This is a genomic window from Promicromonospora sp. MEB111, from assembly GCF_030209445.1.
Lineage (GTDB): Bacteria > Actinomycetota > Actinomycetes > Actinomycetales > Cellulomonadaceae > Promicromonospora.
The window spans coordinates 276,970-291,262 of sequence record NZ_JARVSD010000014.1; the positions used below are offsets into that span (position 1 = coordinate 276,970).

14 protein-coding genes and 1 tRNA gene are annotated in these 14,293 nt (G+C 71.8%); 10 read left to right on the forward strand and 5 right to left on the reverse strand.

Annotation, left to right across the window (positions count from 1 at the left end; genetic code table 11):
* Window positions 1–16 precede the first annotated feature (16 nt).
* The 3 genes from QRN56_RS18575 (at window position 17) to QRN56_RS18585 (ending at window position 2,084) form a co-directional block, all read left to right on the forward strand.
* Window positions 17–736: an SDR family NAD(P)-dependent oxidoreductase gene (locus QRN56_RS18575; protein WP_285105706.1), complete on the forward strand. Its 720-nt coding sequence runs from the start codon at window positions 17–19 to the stop codon at window positions 734–736.
* A gap of 132 nt (window positions 737–868) precedes the next feature.
* On the forward strand, window positions 869–1,399 hold the full coding sequence (locus QRN56_RS18580; RefSeq protein WP_285105708.1) for a peptidoglycan-binding domain-containing protein: 531 nt from the start codon (window positions 869–871) through the stop codon (window positions 1,397–1,399).
* Window position 1,400: 1 nt separating this feature from the next.
* Window positions 1,401–2,084 (forward strand): hypothetical protein, encoded by a 684-nt coding sequence (locus QRN56_RS18585; protein ID WP_285105710.1) that lies wholly within the window; start codon window positions 1,401–1,403, stop codon window positions 2,082–2,084.
* Between the two features lie 84 nt (window positions 2,085–2,168).
* On the opposite strand, the gene lat is transcribed toward QRN56_RS18585, so the two are convergent.
* Both lat and QRN56_RS18595 read right to left on the reverse strand, forming a co-directional pair.
* On the reverse strand, window positions 2,169–3,476 hold the full coding sequence (gene lat / locus QRN56_RS18590) for an L-lysine 6-transaminase (RefSeq protein ID WP_285105712.1): 1,308 nt from the start codon (window positions 3,474–3,476) through the stop codon (window positions 2,169–2,171).
* Between the two features lie 56 nt (window positions 3,477–3,532).
* Entirely contained in the window at window positions 3,533–4,747 is a 1,215-nt protein-coding gene (locus tag QRN56_RS18595; protein ID WP_285105714.1) for an MFS transporter, read from the reverse strand.
* Window positions 4,748–4,905: 158 nt separating this feature from the next.
* Between QRN56_RS18595 and QRN56_RS18600 the strand changes: the two genes are divergently transcribed.
* The gene (locus QRN56_RS18600; protein WP_285105716.1) at window positions 4,906–5,322 is read left to right on the forward strand and encodes a hypothetical protein; all 417 of its coding nucleotides are present in this window, start codon (window positions 4,906–4,908) and stop codon (window positions 5,320–5,322) included.
* 287 nt (window positions 5,323–5,609) lie between these two features.
* On the opposite strand, the gene QRN56_RS18605 is transcribed toward QRN56_RS18600, so the two are convergent.
* Complete coding sequence (locus QRN56_RS18605; protein WP_285105718.1) at window positions 5,610–6,113, reverse strand: MarR family winged helix-turn-helix transcriptional regulator; 504 nt, start codon at window positions 6,111–6,113, stop codon at window positions 5,610–5,612.
* 101 nt (window positions 6,114–6,214) lie between these two features.
* Here QRN56_RS18605 and QRN56_RS18610 point away from each other — a divergent pair, with 101 nt between their 5' ends.
* Complete coding sequence (locus QRN56_RS18610; RefSeq protein WP_285105720.1) at window positions 6,215–7,258, forward strand: maleylacetate reductase; 1,044 nt, start codon at window positions 6,215–6,217, stop codon at window positions 7,256–7,258.
* Between the two features lie 3 nt (window positions 7,259–7,261).
* On the opposite strand, the gene QRN56_RS18615 is transcribed toward QRN56_RS18610, so the two are convergent.
* Window positions 7,262–7,939 (reverse strand): class I SAM-dependent DNA methyltransferase, encoded by a 678-nt coding sequence (locus QRN56_RS18615; RefSeq protein WP_285105722.1) that lies wholly within the window; start codon window positions 7,937–7,939, stop codon window positions 7,262–7,264.
* A 573-nt stretch (window positions 7,940–8,512) separates the two neighbouring features.
* Window positions 8,513–9,115, reverse strand: a complete 603-nt coding sequence (locus QRN56_RS18620) for a TetR/AcrR family transcriptional regulator (protein WP_285105724.1) — start codon at window positions 9,113–9,115, stop codon at window positions 8,513–8,515.
* A gap of 222 nt (window positions 9,116–9,337) precedes the next feature.
* Between QRN56_RS18620 and QRN56_RS18625 the strand changes: the two genes are divergently transcribed.
* From QRN56_RS18625 to QRN56_RS18645, 5 genes are all read left to right on the forward strand, one after another.
* Window positions 9,338–9,412: transfer RNA gene (locus tag QRN56_RS18625), tRNA-Gln, on the forward strand.
* Between the two features lie 34 nt (window positions 9,413–9,446).
* Entirely contained in the window at window positions 9,447–11,069 is a 1,623-nt protein-coding gene (gene glmU, locus QRN56_RS18630; RefSeq protein ID WP_285105726.1) for a bifunctional UDP-N-acetylglucosamine diphosphorylase/glucosamine-1-phosphate N-acetyltransferase GlmU, read from the forward strand.
* The gene (locus QRN56_RS18635) at window positions 11,069–12,052 is read left to right on the forward strand and encodes a ribose-phosphate diphosphokinase (protein WP_285105728.1); all 984 of its coding nucleotides are present in this window, start codon (window positions 11,069–11,071) and stop codon (window positions 12,050–12,052) included. Before glmU ends, QRN56_RS18635 begins: the two co-directional genes overlap by 1 nt.
* A 78-nt stretch (window positions 12,053–12,130) precedes the next feature.
* A complete protein-coding gene (locus QRN56_RS18640; RefSeq protein WP_285105729.1) occupies window positions 12,131–13,336 on the forward strand; it encodes a glycosyltransferase in 1,206 nt (401 codons plus the stop codon).
* Between the two features lie 220 nt (window positions 13,337–13,556).
* Window positions 13,557–14,168: a 50S ribosomal protein L25/general stress protein Ctc gene (locus tag QRN56_RS18645; protein ID WP_285105731.1), complete on the forward strand. Its 612-nt coding sequence runs from the start codon at window positions 13,557–13,559 to the stop codon at window positions 14,166–14,168.
* The last annotated feature ends 125 nt before the right edge of the window (window positions 14,169–14,293 follow it).

Below are 14,293 nucleotides of genomic sequence, written 5' to 3' on the forward strand. Positions count from 1 at the left end.
TCCAGGAGGTGGCCGCATGTCCGGACTCGTACTCGTCACCGGTGGCTCGGGCGGTATCGGGAGCGCGGTGGCGCGCCGGTTCGTCGAGGAGGGGCGCCCGGTCGTGATCACCGGTCGCGACGCCGAACGGCTCGACCGCGCGGTGGACGTGACCGGCGCGCGAGGGGTGCGCTGCGACGTCGGCCGCCCGGACGACGTGGAGGCGCTCGTGGCGCGGCTCGGCGCGCCCGTCGAGGTGCTGGTGGCCATGGCCGGCGGCAACACCGACTTCGACGGGCCCGAGCCGGCGGGCCTCGCGCAGGTGGCCGACGGCTGGCGGGCGAACCTCGACGCGAACCTGATCAGCACCGTGCTGGTCGTGACCGCCGTCCTCGACCACATGCCGGCCGGCGGCACGGTCGTCACCGTCGGCTCGATCGGCGCCGAGTACGCGGGCACGTCCTACGGCGTGGCCAAGGCGGCAGTCCAGGCGTGGACGGCCGGTCTGTCCGCCACGGTCGGGCCGCGCGGGATCACCGCGAACTGCGTGGCGCCGGGCTACATCGAGGACACGGGCTACTTCAAGGGCCGGCTTACGCAGGAGCGCCTGGGCCGGCTGGTCGCGGCGACGCACGACAAGCGCGCCGGCACGCCGGACGACGTCGCCGGGCTGGTCTCGTTCCTGGCCTCGCCGGCCGCGCGGCACATCACCGGGCAGACGCTGCACGTGAACGGCGGCGCGCACACGACCCGGTAGCCCATCGAAACGCATGAGATCCGGTTTCTGCTGGTGCGTCGCTTCCGTCTTGTAAGTGCCAATTGTTACGCTCGCGGGTAGCCAGCACCCGCGCCCGGCTCCGTCGTCGGGCACACGAAGGAGCGCGAGGAAATGCCCACCACCCGAACCTGGCTGCAGGCGGGCGGGGGCACCGTGGTCCTCGCCCTGATCGTCGCCGCCGTGGTGCAGGCGGCCAACTCGAGCGCGACATGGGTCTCCAACGACCCGGTCGGCGAGTGCGGCAGGACGTCCGGCGGCCAGGTGGTCGCGGCGCAGAACGTGCTGTCGGCCGCGACCGGGCTGGAGACCGTGGACGGCACCTGGGACAGCCAGTCGGAGGCCGCCACGAGGGCGTTCCAGGCGTACAACGGGCTGCCCGTCGACGGCTGCGTCGACACCAGCACGTGGGTGACCATGCGCGCGCTGGCCATCTCGCTGTGCGACCCGGACTACAGCTGCCAGGGCCCGGACCACCGCATCCGGTACGCCGCGCCGGGCGGGGCGCGGGACGCCTACCTCGCGGAGAACGACTGCGACTGGGGCTCCTACGTGCTGCCCGGGGTGGCGCGGAGCCCGGTCGCCTCGAACAAGGTCATCGCGCTCTCGCGGGACGCGGTCACCGAGATCAAGTGCGGGGGCTGACATGGTCACCACCATCGACGAGCCGAAGATCCGTCCCGAGTGGCTGCTCGGCGGAGCCGTGACGCTGCTGGGCGCCATCATCATCGTGGTGGTCACGATGGTGCTCGGCGCGGGGGAGGACGAGCCCGTCGTCGCCCCGGCCGACGCCACCGAGCTCACGGCGAACACCTGCGCCGCCGACCTGCGCCAGCCCCACTGGGTGCCCGACGACGTGCTGAAGGCGGTGGCGGAGTGCCCCGCCGAGATCTCGGCGGGGATGGGCCGCACGACGGCGGAGGACCACCTCGGCACCTGGATCACCTACACCCTCGACGGCGCCGAGAACGCGGAGACGTTCCGCGGCCGGCCGGGCGCCGGGTGGCCCGAGGAGGAGGTCCGCGGCGGGGCGTTCCACCCGGCGTCGGCCATCGTCTACGTGGCGTACCCGGGGTCGGAGGAGCTGTCCGGCAAGCTGTCCGGCGACACCGTGACGGTCGAGTGGCAGGACCTGACGGAGTCGGGCCTGGAGGCGCGGGTGACCCGCGTGGACAACAACGGGTTCGGCCCGGTCCGGGTCGAGTGGACCGACGACGTGGGTTCCTACCTGCTGCTCGCCACGATCGGTCGCACGCCGACGGCCAACGCGGGGCCCTCGGTGGCCGAGCTGATCCGGATCGCGGACAGCGTCGCGGCCGAGGACGAGTGACCGGCCCGGCGCCCGGGTCTTCTGGGAACCCGAGCGCCCGACCGGCCGGTCGGTGGGGCCGCCCGTCAGAGGGCGGCCGGTCCGTCAGAGGGCGGCCGTGAGCGACTCGTCGAGGGCCTGGACGCCGGCCTCGAGCGCCTCCGTGGTCACCGTCAGGGCGGGGCGGAACCGTACCGACCGCTCGCCGCAGCCCAGCAGCAGCACGCTCCGCGCGGTGAGCGCGGCCAGCACCCGGTCACGGACCTCGCGCGAGGGCAGGGTCAGCGCGCACATCAGGCCGCGGCCGCGCACGTCGGTCACGCCGGCGTGCCGCGCGGCGAGCTCGGTGAGGGCGTCCTGGAGCTGCTTGCCCATGGTCCGGGCACGGTCGACCAGGCCCTCCTCCTCGTAGGTCTCCAGGATCCGGCGGGAGCGCACCATGTCGGTCAGGTTGCCGCCCCAGGTGGAGTTGATCCGCGAGGAGACGGCGAACACGTTGTCCGGCACCTCGTCCACGCGGCCGCCGGCCATGATGCCGCAGACCTGCGTCTTCTTGCCGAACGCGACGATGTCGGGCGTGACGCCGAGCTGCTGGTACGCCCACGTGGTGCCGGTGATCCCGGCGCCGGTCTGGACCTCGTCCATGACGAACAGCGCGTCGAACTCCTCGCACAGCGCCTGCATGCCCTGGAGGAACGAGGGGCGGAAGTGGTGGTCGCCGCCCTCGCCCTGGATGGGCTCCATGATGAAGGCTGCGATGTCGTGCGGGTTGGCCTCGAACGCCGCGCGGGCGGCCCCGAGCGCGGCGGCCTCGGCGGCGTCCATGTCCTTTTCCTCGGCGAGGTACGGGGACGGGATGCGCGGCCAGTCGAACTTGGGGAAGCGGGCGACCTTGCCCGGCTCCGTGTTGGTGAGCGACATCGTGTAGCCCGAGCGGCCGTGGAACGCGTGCTCCAGGTGCATCACCTGGGTGCCGAGCTCCGGGGACCGGCCGTTCGCCTCGTTGTGGCGGGACTTCCAGTCGAACGCGACCTTGAGCGCGTTCTCGACGGCCAGCGCCCCGCCGTCGATGAAGAACAGGTGCGGCAGGGCGGGGTCGCCCAGCACCCGCGCGAACGTGTCGGCGAACCGCGCCATCTCGACCGTGTAGATGTCGGAGTTGGACGGCTTGTTGATCGCTGCGGTGGCGAGCTCCTCGCGGAAGGCCGGGTCGTCGGCCAGGGCGGGATGGTTCATGCCGAGGGGTGAGGAGGCGAAGAACGTGAACAGGTCGAGCCACTCGTGACCGTCCCGCGCGTCGACGAGCGTGGAGCCGTGCGACCGGGTGAGGTCGAGGACGAGGTCGAACCCGTCGACGAGAAGGTGCTCGCGAAGGGTGGGGAGCACTGCGGTGGGCTCAAGGTGTGTCGTCATGCTGGAAAGATTGGCAATGATCCTGCCAAGTTTCAATGAGTATGGAAAAGTTCCTGTTACGGACGTGTGGGCCCCCGACGCCGGGTCGCGACCAGCTCGGCCGTCCCGAGCGCCAGCGTGGACCCCAGCATCACCACGAGCGCCGCGGTCCAGCCGCCCGACGCCACGTGCACCGCGCCGATCACAGTGGGCGCGGTCGCCGCCACGGCGTAGCCGAAGGCCTGGACGGCCGCGACCGTCCGCCGGGTCTGGGCGACGGTGCGGCACCGCTGCGCGACCACCGTGAAGATCACCACGAAGTTCCCGCCCTGGGCGACCCCCGCGAGGCTCACCCACAGCAGCCACCACTGCGGCGCGAGCAGCAGACCCGCGGGCAGCGAGACCCACAGCAGGGCCATCACCACCGCGGCGCCGCGCATCGGCACCCGGGCGGCCAGGGCGAGCGGCACCAGTACGCTCCCCGCGATGGCGAGGCCCTGGAACGGCGCGGCCGCGTTGCCCGCGGTGGTCACCGACACGCCCAGCAGGTCGCGCAGCAGCTCCGGCAGCCAGGCGGTCACCGCGAAGTAGGAGAAGGACTGGCCTGCGAACGCCACGGTCAGCACCCAGGTGATCGGACGGCGCAGCACTCCGGCCCAGGTCTCCTCGGGCCGCTCCGCCGGCGGCGGCGCGTGCGCCGGGGCGGGCCGGTCGACCAGGTGCCGGGTGGTGATCTTCCACACCACGAGCGCGACCACGGCCACGATCGCCCACGACGCGATGGCACCCCGCCAGCCCAGCAGGGCCGCGAGGGGCGCCGTGAGCGACGTCGCGAAGACCGACCCGAGGTTCATCGTCGACGAGTACAGGCCCGTGGCGAGCGCCGTCCGCGCGGGGAAGTCCCGCGCGATGATCACGGGGACCACCACGTTGCCCACGGTGATGGCCGAGCCCAGCACGACGGTCCCCGCGAAGGCCGCCACCACACCCACGGTGCCCGTCCCGGCCGACCGGATCAGCGTGCCCACGATCACCCCGACCAGGGCGACCGTGACCGCCGCGTACGGCCCGACCCGGGCGATCAGGGTCGACGCCGCGGGAGCCACCACGCTGAAGCAGAGCGCCGGGATCCCCACGAGGAGGCCCGCCAGGGTCTGGTCGAGGCCGAGCCCGGCGGCGACGTCGGACATGACGGGCGGGAGCGACGTGATGGGGGTGCGGAGGTTCAGGGCGAAGACGAGTACCGCGACGAGCAGCGCGGAGCCGCCGGCCGCAGTGCGGATGTTGCTCATGATGCGTTCATTGTGCGCGACGGGGGCAGTTGGTTGCGTCGGGCGTCCATCGCATCACCACACGATGTGCTGCTCGTTACCCCGGTTTCCCCAGGAGGGAATGCGGCTTTCCCGCTAGATTGGGCGACCGGTCACGACAGGAACAACTGAGGTGTGGAATGAACCAGCGGCAGGTCTTCCCCGCGGTGGGAGCACTCGTCGGCGTACTCATGATGTCGGGATGCGGGTTCGATCTCGGCAAGGTCGACTACACGGAGCCCGAGTTCGTCGGCTCCTGGGTGGGTGACGGCGCGGGGACCGTCGTGGCGCTCGGCGAGGACCGGACGTTCACGGCCGTCGGCGTCCCGGACGAGCTGCTCGACGGCGCGGGCGGCGACGTGCCCGCCGAGATCGAGGGCACCTGGAAGTACAACTCGAAGAGCTCCGCGGACCACGTCGAGCTGACGGTCACCGACGCCGACGGCATGCCGGCGAAGCTCGGCGAGCTGCCCCTGTACGTGGCCGACGCCGACGACCTCTTCTTCCTGCCGGACCAGGTGGGCCGCGAGAAGATCATGGTGAGCCGGGACCGCTGAGGCTCTGCGTCCAGCCCACACTCTGTCTGTCGGACGACTGAGCCTGCAGTTCCGCTCCGGGCGGGTGCCTCGTTCCTCGGCCCCCACCCTGCGCTGCACCTCCGGCGCACGCTCTGCTTGTCTGTCGCCTGAGCCTGCGGTTCCGCTCCGGGCGGGTGCCTCGTTCCTCGGCCCCCACCCTGCGCTGCACCTCCGGCTCAGTCGTGTTTGTGGGACGACTGAGCCTGCGGTTCCGCTCCGGGCGGGTGCCTCGTTCCTCGGCTCCCACCCTGCGCTGCACCTCCGGCTCAGTCGTCGAACTGCGCGGTGACCGTGCGCAGCAGCGCAGCCAGCTGCGGGCGCTCCGCGGGGGACAGGGCGGTCAGCACCTTGGCCTCGATGTCGAGCAGGTCGCTCATCGCGGCGTCGACCCGCGCCAGCCCCTCGTCGGTGAGCTCGACCAGCACACCGCGGCGGTCGTCCGGGGAGCGGTGCCGCTTGACGAACCCGCGCGACTCCAGCCGGTCGATCCGGTTGGTCATGGTGCCGCTCGTGACCAGCGTCTGGGTGACGAGCGTGCCCGGCGACAGGCGATAGGGCTCGCCGGCGCGGCGCAGCGCCGAGAGCACGTCGAACTCCCAGGTCTCCAGGCTGTGCCGCGCGAACGCCGTGCGACGGGCGAGGTCGAGGTGCCGGGCCAGCCGGGACACCCGGCTGAACACCGTGAGGGGCTCGAGCTCGAGGTCCGGGCGCACGTGGTGCCACGCGGCGACGATGCGGTCGACCTCGTCGGCGGGACCTGTGTGCTCCATGGCGAGAGGCTACCGGATGTCTCGATATCAAGAATCTCGACACGACGCGCGGCGGGCGGGCCGTGGTGGGCGACGGCACGGCGACCGTAGGCTCAGGCATCGTGGGAACAGACATCAGGGTGCACGAGGTGTACGCCGGACGAGTGCTGCAGGGTGCCGGGGCGCGAGCCCTCGTGCCGGACGAGATCGAACGGCTCGGGGCGCAGCGGGTGCTGGTGGTGGCGGCGCCGTCGTCGGCCGAGGTGGCGCAGGACCTGGCCACGAACCTGGGGGAGCGGCATGCCGCGACCTTCGGGCGCCCGGCCCAGCACACCCCCGTCGAGGTGACCGCCGAGGCGCTCGCCGTGGCCCGGGAGGTGCGCGCCGACGCGCTCGTGGCGATCGGCGGCGGCTCGGCGATCGGGCTCTCCAAGGCGCTCGCGATCCGGACCGGCATGCCGCAGGTCGCCGTGCCCACCACCTACGCCGGCTCGGAGGCCACACCCGTGCTCGGGGAGACCGAGAACGGCGTCAAGACGACGCGGCGCGACCCCGCCTTCGCGCCCGGCACCGTGGTGTACGACCCCGAGCTCACGCTGTCGATGCCCCACGGGCTGACGCTGACCTCGGCCCTCAACGCGCTGGCCCATGCCGTCGAGGCGCTGTGGGACACCGGCGCGAGCGCGGCGACCCGCGCGTACGGGGTCGAGGCCGCGGACGGCATCCTGTCCGCGCTCCCCGTGGTGCTGGACCGGCTGTCCGACGTCGACGCGCGGGGCCGGCTCCAGGAGGCGGCGTGGCTCGCGGGCGCATGCCTGGCGCAGGCGCGGATGGGGCTGCACCACCAGCTCGCGCACGTGCTCGGCGGCACCTACGGCCTGCCGCACGCGGAGCTGCACGCCCTGCTGCTGCCGCACGTCATGCGGTTCGACCTGGCTGCCGCCCCCGACGCGGCCGCGCGCCTGACGCGCGTCGCGAACGGCGACCCCGCCGCCGCGGTCGCGGCGCTCGCGGCCCGGCACGACGGCCCGACGACGCTCGGTGCGCTCGGCCTGCCCCGCACCGCGCTGCGCGAGGCGGCCGAGCGGGTGGCAGCCGAGCCCTACCCGAACCCGCGCCAGGTGACCGCCGACGCGGTGGAGGAGCTGCTGCTCGCCGCGTGGTGAGGGTCAGCCGGCCGTCCTGCGGCCCAGGAGGTGTGCCTGCGGAAACCCCCGCGCCGGGTCCTCTCCCGGCGCGATCACCAGGCGGGCGACCTCGCTCACGCCCGTCCGTCGCAGCAGGCCGACGACGTGGTCGGGGCAGTACCGCCAGGCGGGCGACACCTTGTGGTCGAAGGGTTCCGCCGCCGCGTCCGTGGCGTCGAGCGCCTGGAACGACAGCAGGAGGTACCCGCCCGGGGCCAGGACGCGGCTCAGCTCGGCGAGCGTCGCCGGGAGCACGTCCGGCGGCGTGTGGATGACGGAGTAGTTCGCCACCACCCCGGCGAGGCTGCCCGCCTCGATGCCGAGCGCGCCGAGGTCGCCCATGTCGCCGACGTCGAACCGCACGCCCGGGTTGGCCTCGCGGGCGGCCGACACGAGCCGTGGCGACAGGTCGACGCCGAACGCGTCGACACCTCGGTCCCGGAGGAAGGCGGTCACGTGCCCGGGCCCGCAGCCGACGTCGGCCACCTGCCCGACGCCCGCCTGCCCGTCGCCCACCTGCCCGATCAGGTCGGCGAACGCCTGGATCATGACGTGGTTCAGGGGCTGGCCGGCGAACGCCTCGCCGATGAACGCGGTGTAGGCCTCGGCCTTGTCGTCGTAGTCGTCACGGACGGTCGCGAGCTGCTTGGAGGACGTCACGCGGCGCAGCCTAGACGACGTCGTGACGCCACCGGTGTCGCGGCAGCCGGCGTCCCTTGAGCAACTGACTCTCGTTCAGGAATATGTCCACTTCATGCCGGACCATGGTTCAGTTTCACCCCCAATATCACAGGGTGAAACAGGGCGCGCATTAAAGCCGAATATCCATTTCCCGTTGCAGAGTCCGGGTCGTGTGCTTAATGTATGGAACGCGAACACTGTTCCGCTCGCAGGTGATCATCCTGTGATTCCCGTTTTCCGGAAGGAAAAAGCACCATGTCTGTTGTTGACATCGTCTCGACCCTGCTCGACTCCCTCGGCATCACCCTGGCGCAGATCCGCGTCCTTCTGGGTCTCTGAGCAGGGAATACGCCGCCATAGCGGCGTGAGCAACATCCCCAGCCACAGCGAACGCCCCCTGCGTATTCAACGCAGGGGGCGTTCGTTCTTTTGCGCTGGCGCAGACATTGTTGCCTCCACGCAAACTGAGTTGACGACACCGGGCATTTCAGCTGTCAGCGGCAATTCGCCACCCGGTATTGACGCTCCGTCAGTGTGTGGAGGCGCCGGGCCTCAGCGCGACATCTTTGTCAGCGCCGGCTTCTTCTCCATGTTGTGCAGGCCGTTCCAGGCCAGGTTCACCAGGTGCGCCGCCACCTCGGTCTTCCTGGGGCTGCGTGCGTCCAGCCAGTACTGGCCCGTGAGTGCGATCATCCCGACCAGCATCTGCGCGTAGAGCGGGGCTGCCTTGGTGTCCAGCCCGTTCTCCCGGAACTGCGGTTCCAGGATCGCTTCGACCTGGGTGGCGACGTCGCCGATCAGGCTGGAGAACGTGCCGGTCGCCTGGGCCACGGGGGAGTCGCGCACGAGGATCCGGAAACCGTCCTCGGAGGACTCGATGTAGTCCAGGAGGGCGAGCGCCGTCCGCTCCAGCAGCACCTTCGGGTGGCCGCCGGAGCCGAGCGCCCCGGTCAGGGCGTGGGTCAGGGCCTGGACCTCACGGTCCACGACCACGGCGTAGATGCCCTCCTTGCCGCCGAAGTGCTCGTAGACCACGGGCTTGGAGACCTCGGCCCGGGCCGCGATCTCCTCCACGCTCGTGCCCTCGAAGCCCTTCTGGGCGAACAGGCCGCGGCTCACCGTGAGCAGCTGCTCACGCCGCTGGCTGGCCGTCATGCGAGGTCGATGGGTACGTCGGTTTTCGGCGGCCATGGGGTTCATTGTGCCCGAGTGCCGGTTCGGGGCGTGTCCCGGCCGGGGCGGCCCGTGCCGCGGATGTGGCTGACGACTCGACCGGTCCGGCATGGGGCATGCCCCGGGACCTGGCAGACTGTTCACGGACGTGCGACGGTGGCACACGCCCGCCTCGGGTCACGACGGAGCCTCCCGCGCGCCCGGTCCGCCTTGGTGTAATCGGCAGCACAGAGGTTTTTGGTGCCTTTAGTCCAGGTTCGAATCCTGGGGGCGGAGCCATCCGGATCTGACGAACCCACCGATCGGAGCACTCGTGACCGAGACACCTCAGCCGGCAGCAGTCATCGTTCTTGCCGCCGGCCAGGGCACCCGTATGAAGTCAGCGCTGCCGAAGATCCTGCACCCGCTCGGCGGCAAGCCGATGGTGGGGCACGCGCTGGCCGCGGCTCGCGAGCTCGAGCCCGCGCAGGTCGCCGTGGTGGTCCGGCACGAGCGCGACCTTGTCGCCGAGGCCGTCGCGCAGCTCGACCCCGGCGCGATCCTCGTGGACCAGGACGACATCCCCGGCACCGGCCGTGCCGTGCAGTGCGCCCTGGCGGCGCTCGACGCCAAGGCCCAGGCCGCGGCGGCCGCGGCGGGGCTCGCCGACGGCGAGGTCGTGGGCGAAGGTATCGAGGGGCCGGTCGTCGTCGTGGCGGGCGACGTCCCGCTGCTCGACGGCGCCACCCTCGGCCAGCTCCTCGCCGCGCACCACGCTGACGGCAACGCCGTCACCATCCTGACCACCGAGGTCGCCGACGCGACCGGCTACGGCCGGATCGTCCGCGAGAAGGACACGGGCGACGTGCTCGAGATCGTCGAGCACAAGGACGCGAGCGCGGACCAGCTCGGGATCCTGGAGATCAACTCGTCGGTGTACGTGTTCGACGCCGTCACCCTGCGCCGCGGGCTGAACGGGCTGGACAGCAAGAACGCGCAGGGCGAGGTCTACCTGACCGACGTCGTCGCGTTCGCCCGCTCCGAGGGCCTGCACGTGCGGGCGCTGCTCGCCGACGACCCGATGCTGGTCGAGGGCGTGAACGACCGCGTGGCGCTCTCCGTCCTCGCCCGCGAGATGAACCGCCGCGTCGTCGAGGAGTGGCAGCGCGCGGGCGTGACGGTCCAGGACCCGGCCACCACGTGGATCGACGTCGACGTCGAGCTCGCCCCCGACGTCACGCTCCTGCCGAACACGCAGCTCAAGGGCGCCACCGTGGTCGCCACGGGCGCGACGATCGGCCCGGACACGACGCTGACCGACGTCGAGGTGGGCGCGGGCGCCACGGTGGTCCGCACGCACGGGTCGCTCGCCGTCATCGGCGAGGGCGCCTCCGTGGGCCCGTTCGCCTACCTGCGCCCCGGCACGAAGCTGGGCCGCAAGGGCAAGATCGGTACCTTCGTCGAGACCAAGAACGCCGAGATCGGCGAGGGCAGCAAGGTGCCGCACCTCTCCTACGTCGGTGACGCCTCGATCGGCGAGCACACCAACATCGGCGCCGCGTCGGTGACCGTCAACTACGACGGCGTGCACAAGCACCGCACGGTGATCGGCTCGCACGCGCGCACCGGCGCGGACAACATGTTCGTCGCACCCGTGACCGTGGGTGACGGCGCGTACACGGCTGCCGGATCCGTGATCCGCCGGGACGTGCCCGCGGGCGCACTCGGGGTCACGGCCGGGCAGCAGCGCAACATCGAGGGCTGGGTCGGCCGTCGTCGGCCGGGCACGGCCGCGGCCGACGCCGCGGCGTCCGCCAGCGGGCCGGCCGGCCTCGGTGACCAGGCACAGCGACAGCTTGCCCAGCAGAATGCAGCAGGGGCCCCCACGGCCCCGCAGGCCGTACCGGCCGACCAGGCCCCTGTACCGGGGGCCGACGAGGAAGGAAAGTCGCACTGATGTCCAGCACCGTTCCCGGACCCAACCGCCACCCGCTCGTCCTGGCGGCGGGCCGCGCACATCCTGAGCTGGCGAAGAACGTCGCGAAGGAGCTGGGCATCGACCTCCTGGGCGTGTCCGCGTACGACTTCGCCAACAGCGAGACCTACGTCCGCTTCAGCGACTCGGTGCGCGGCATGGACCTGTTCCTGCTCCAGTCCCACACGATGCCGGTCAACCAGTGGATCATGGAGCAGCTGCTCATGGTCGACGCCGCCAAGCGCGCCTCGGCGCACTCCGTCACCGTGGTCGCGCCCTTCTTCGGCTACGCCCGGCAGGACAAGAAGAGCCGCGGCCGCGAGCCCATCTCGGCCCGCCTCGTCGCGGACCTGTTCAAGACGGCGGGCGCGGACCGCCTGATGAGCGTGGACCTGCACACCGCGCAGATCCAGGGCTTCTTCGACGGGCCCGTGGACCACCTGTGGGCCATGCCGATCCTGGTCGACTACGTGCGCACCCGCGTGGACGTCGACAACGTGACCGTCGTGTCGCCCGACGCCGGCCGCATCCGCGTCGCGGAGATCTGGGCCTCCAAGCTGGGCGGCGGCCCGCTGGCGTTCGTGCACAAGACGCGCGACGTCACGCGGCCCAACCAGTCCGTCGCCAACCGCGTGGTGGGCGACGTCCAGGGCCGCGACTGCGTGCTGGTGGACGACCTGATCGACACCGGCGGCACCATCGCCGAGGCCGTCAAGGTGATCATGGCCGCGGGCGCCAAGTCCGTGACCGTCGCGGCGACGCACGGCGTGCTGTCCGGTCCGGCCAGGCAGCGGCTCACCGAGTGCGGGGCGCGTGAGGTCGTGGTCACCGATACCCTGCCGATCGAGGAGGACCGCCGGTTCGAGACCCTCAAGGTGCTCTCGATCGCGCCGCTGCTGGCCTCCGCGATCAACGAGGTCCACTCCGACGGGTCCGTGACCTCGCTGTTCGACGGCAACTCCTGAGCCGAGCGGCGGAGCCGGGCACTTGACTCGGACACGGTCAACGGAGGACCGTGTCTTGACATCGATCTGGGAGGGTCAGTGACCGTCACCGTCGTGGTCCCTACGTTCAACGAGGGACCCAACGTCGCCGCGCTCACGGAGCGGCTCTGCGCCGCCTTCGGGGTGCTGCCCGACGACGGTCGCCGCTCCGGCGTCCCGCAGGGACCCGAGGGCGGCCCGGCTCCGGTGGGGGCACCGGAGCTGGCCGAGATCCTCTTCGTCGACGACTCGACCGACGACACCCCCGACCGGATCCGCGAGGTGGCGGCCACCGCACCCGTCCCGGTGCGGCTGCTGCACCGCGACGCGCCGCAGGGCGGGCTGAGCGGCGCCGTCGTGGCCGGGCTGCGCACGGTGGACACCGAGTGGGCCGTGGTGATGGACGGCGACCTGCAGCACCCGCCGGAGCTGGTGCCCGCCCTCGTCACGCGCGGGCGGGAGTCGGGCCTCGACCTCGTGGTGGCGTCCCGGTACACGGGCGACGGCGACGCCGGGGGCCTGGACGGCTGGTGGCGGCACGGCGTCTCGATCGCGTCGGCCCTGCTGGCGCGCTCCATGTTTCCGGTCCGGCTGCGGAACGTGACCGACCCGCTCACCGGCTTCTTCGCCGCTCGGGTGGAGAGCCTGGACCTCGACGCCCTGCACCCGCGCGGCTTCAAGATCCTGCTCGAGCTGCTGGCGCGCAACACCCTCGCCGTGGGCGAGGAGCCGTTCGTGTTCGGCGAGCGGTACGCGGGGCACTCCAAGGCGACCTTCAGGACGGGGCTGCGCTACCTGGAGCAGCTCGCGGCCCTGCGGTTCGGGCGGATGTCGCGGTTCGCGATCATCGGCGGCTTCGGGGCCGTGCTCAACGTGCTCATCCTGTGGCTCCTGACCGCGCTGAGCGTGCACTACGTGCAGGCGGCGGTGATCTCTGCCGTCGTCACCATCGTCATCAACTTCCTGCTGCAGGAGCGGCTTGTGTTCCGCGACCTGCGGAACGAGGGCCGCGGCGTCTGGTCGCGGTTCGCGCACTCGTTCGCGTTCAACGGCACCGAGGCGGCGATCCGGCTGCCCGTCCTGTGGTGGCTGGTCGAGCACACGGGCATGTGGCCCGTCCTGGTGCAGGCGGTGACGCTCGTCGTGGCGTTCCTGCTGCGGTTCGTGTTCCACGTCCAGGTGGTCTACAAGCCCCGGCGCACGCAGCCGGCGATCGGCGTCACACCGCCCCTCGGTGCGGATCGGGCTGACGAGCGGGTACAGTAGTCAGGTTGCCTCGGCGAGGGACGCCTGACGGCCGCGGCGGGACTTGATCCCGCAAGCACTCGGCCGGCGTCCGTGATCGACTGGGCGGCCGTCGGCGGCCCCGGGCGGAGTACCCCTCCAGCACCTCGCCCCGCGTGCCCGCTCCGCGCCCGTCACGTGTCCCGCGCCGACGCAGCCGCCATCTTCGAGTTGCACACATATCTTCCAGGAGTGAATTCCCATGGCCGAGATCAAGCTCGCCGCTGAGCCCCGCACCGAGTTCGGCAAGGGTGCGGCCCGCCGCATCCGCCGCGACAACAAGATCCCCGCTGTCCTGTACGGGCACGGCACCGACCCGGTGCACGTGACCCTGCCGGGCCACGAGTCCATGCTGGCCCTGCGCCAGACCAACGTGCTGCTCTCCATCGAGCTGGACGGCAAGGGCCAGCTGGCCGTCGCCAAGGACATCCAGCGCGACCCGGTCCGCAACGTCATCGAGCACATCGACCTGCAGGTCGTGCGCGCCGGCGAGAAGATCACCGTCGACATCACCGTGAACATCGTGGGCGAGTCGGCTCCGGGCACCATCCACCTGGTCGAGGCGCAGACGCTGTCGGTCGAGGCCGAGGCCACGCACCTGCCCGAGTCGGTCGAGGTCTCGATCGAGGGCCTGGAGAACGGCGCGCAGGTCCACGCCGGCGAGGTCGCCCTCCCGTCCGGCTCCACGCTGCTCACCGACCCGGAGCACGTCGTCGTGCTGATCACCGAGCCGCGCGGCGAGGCCAGCCCGGACGAGGCCGAGGAGTCGGCGGAGTCCGCCGGGTCGGCCGCCGAGGCAGCCTCGGAGGGCTGAGCCCCTCCCGTGACCCGGAGCGTCCCGGCCTGAGCCGGACGCACCGGGTCGAGGCACGACGGGCCGAGGTGGAACGTCCTGACGCGCGCACGAGAGGATCGTGCGCGGCGCGGGTTCCACCTCGG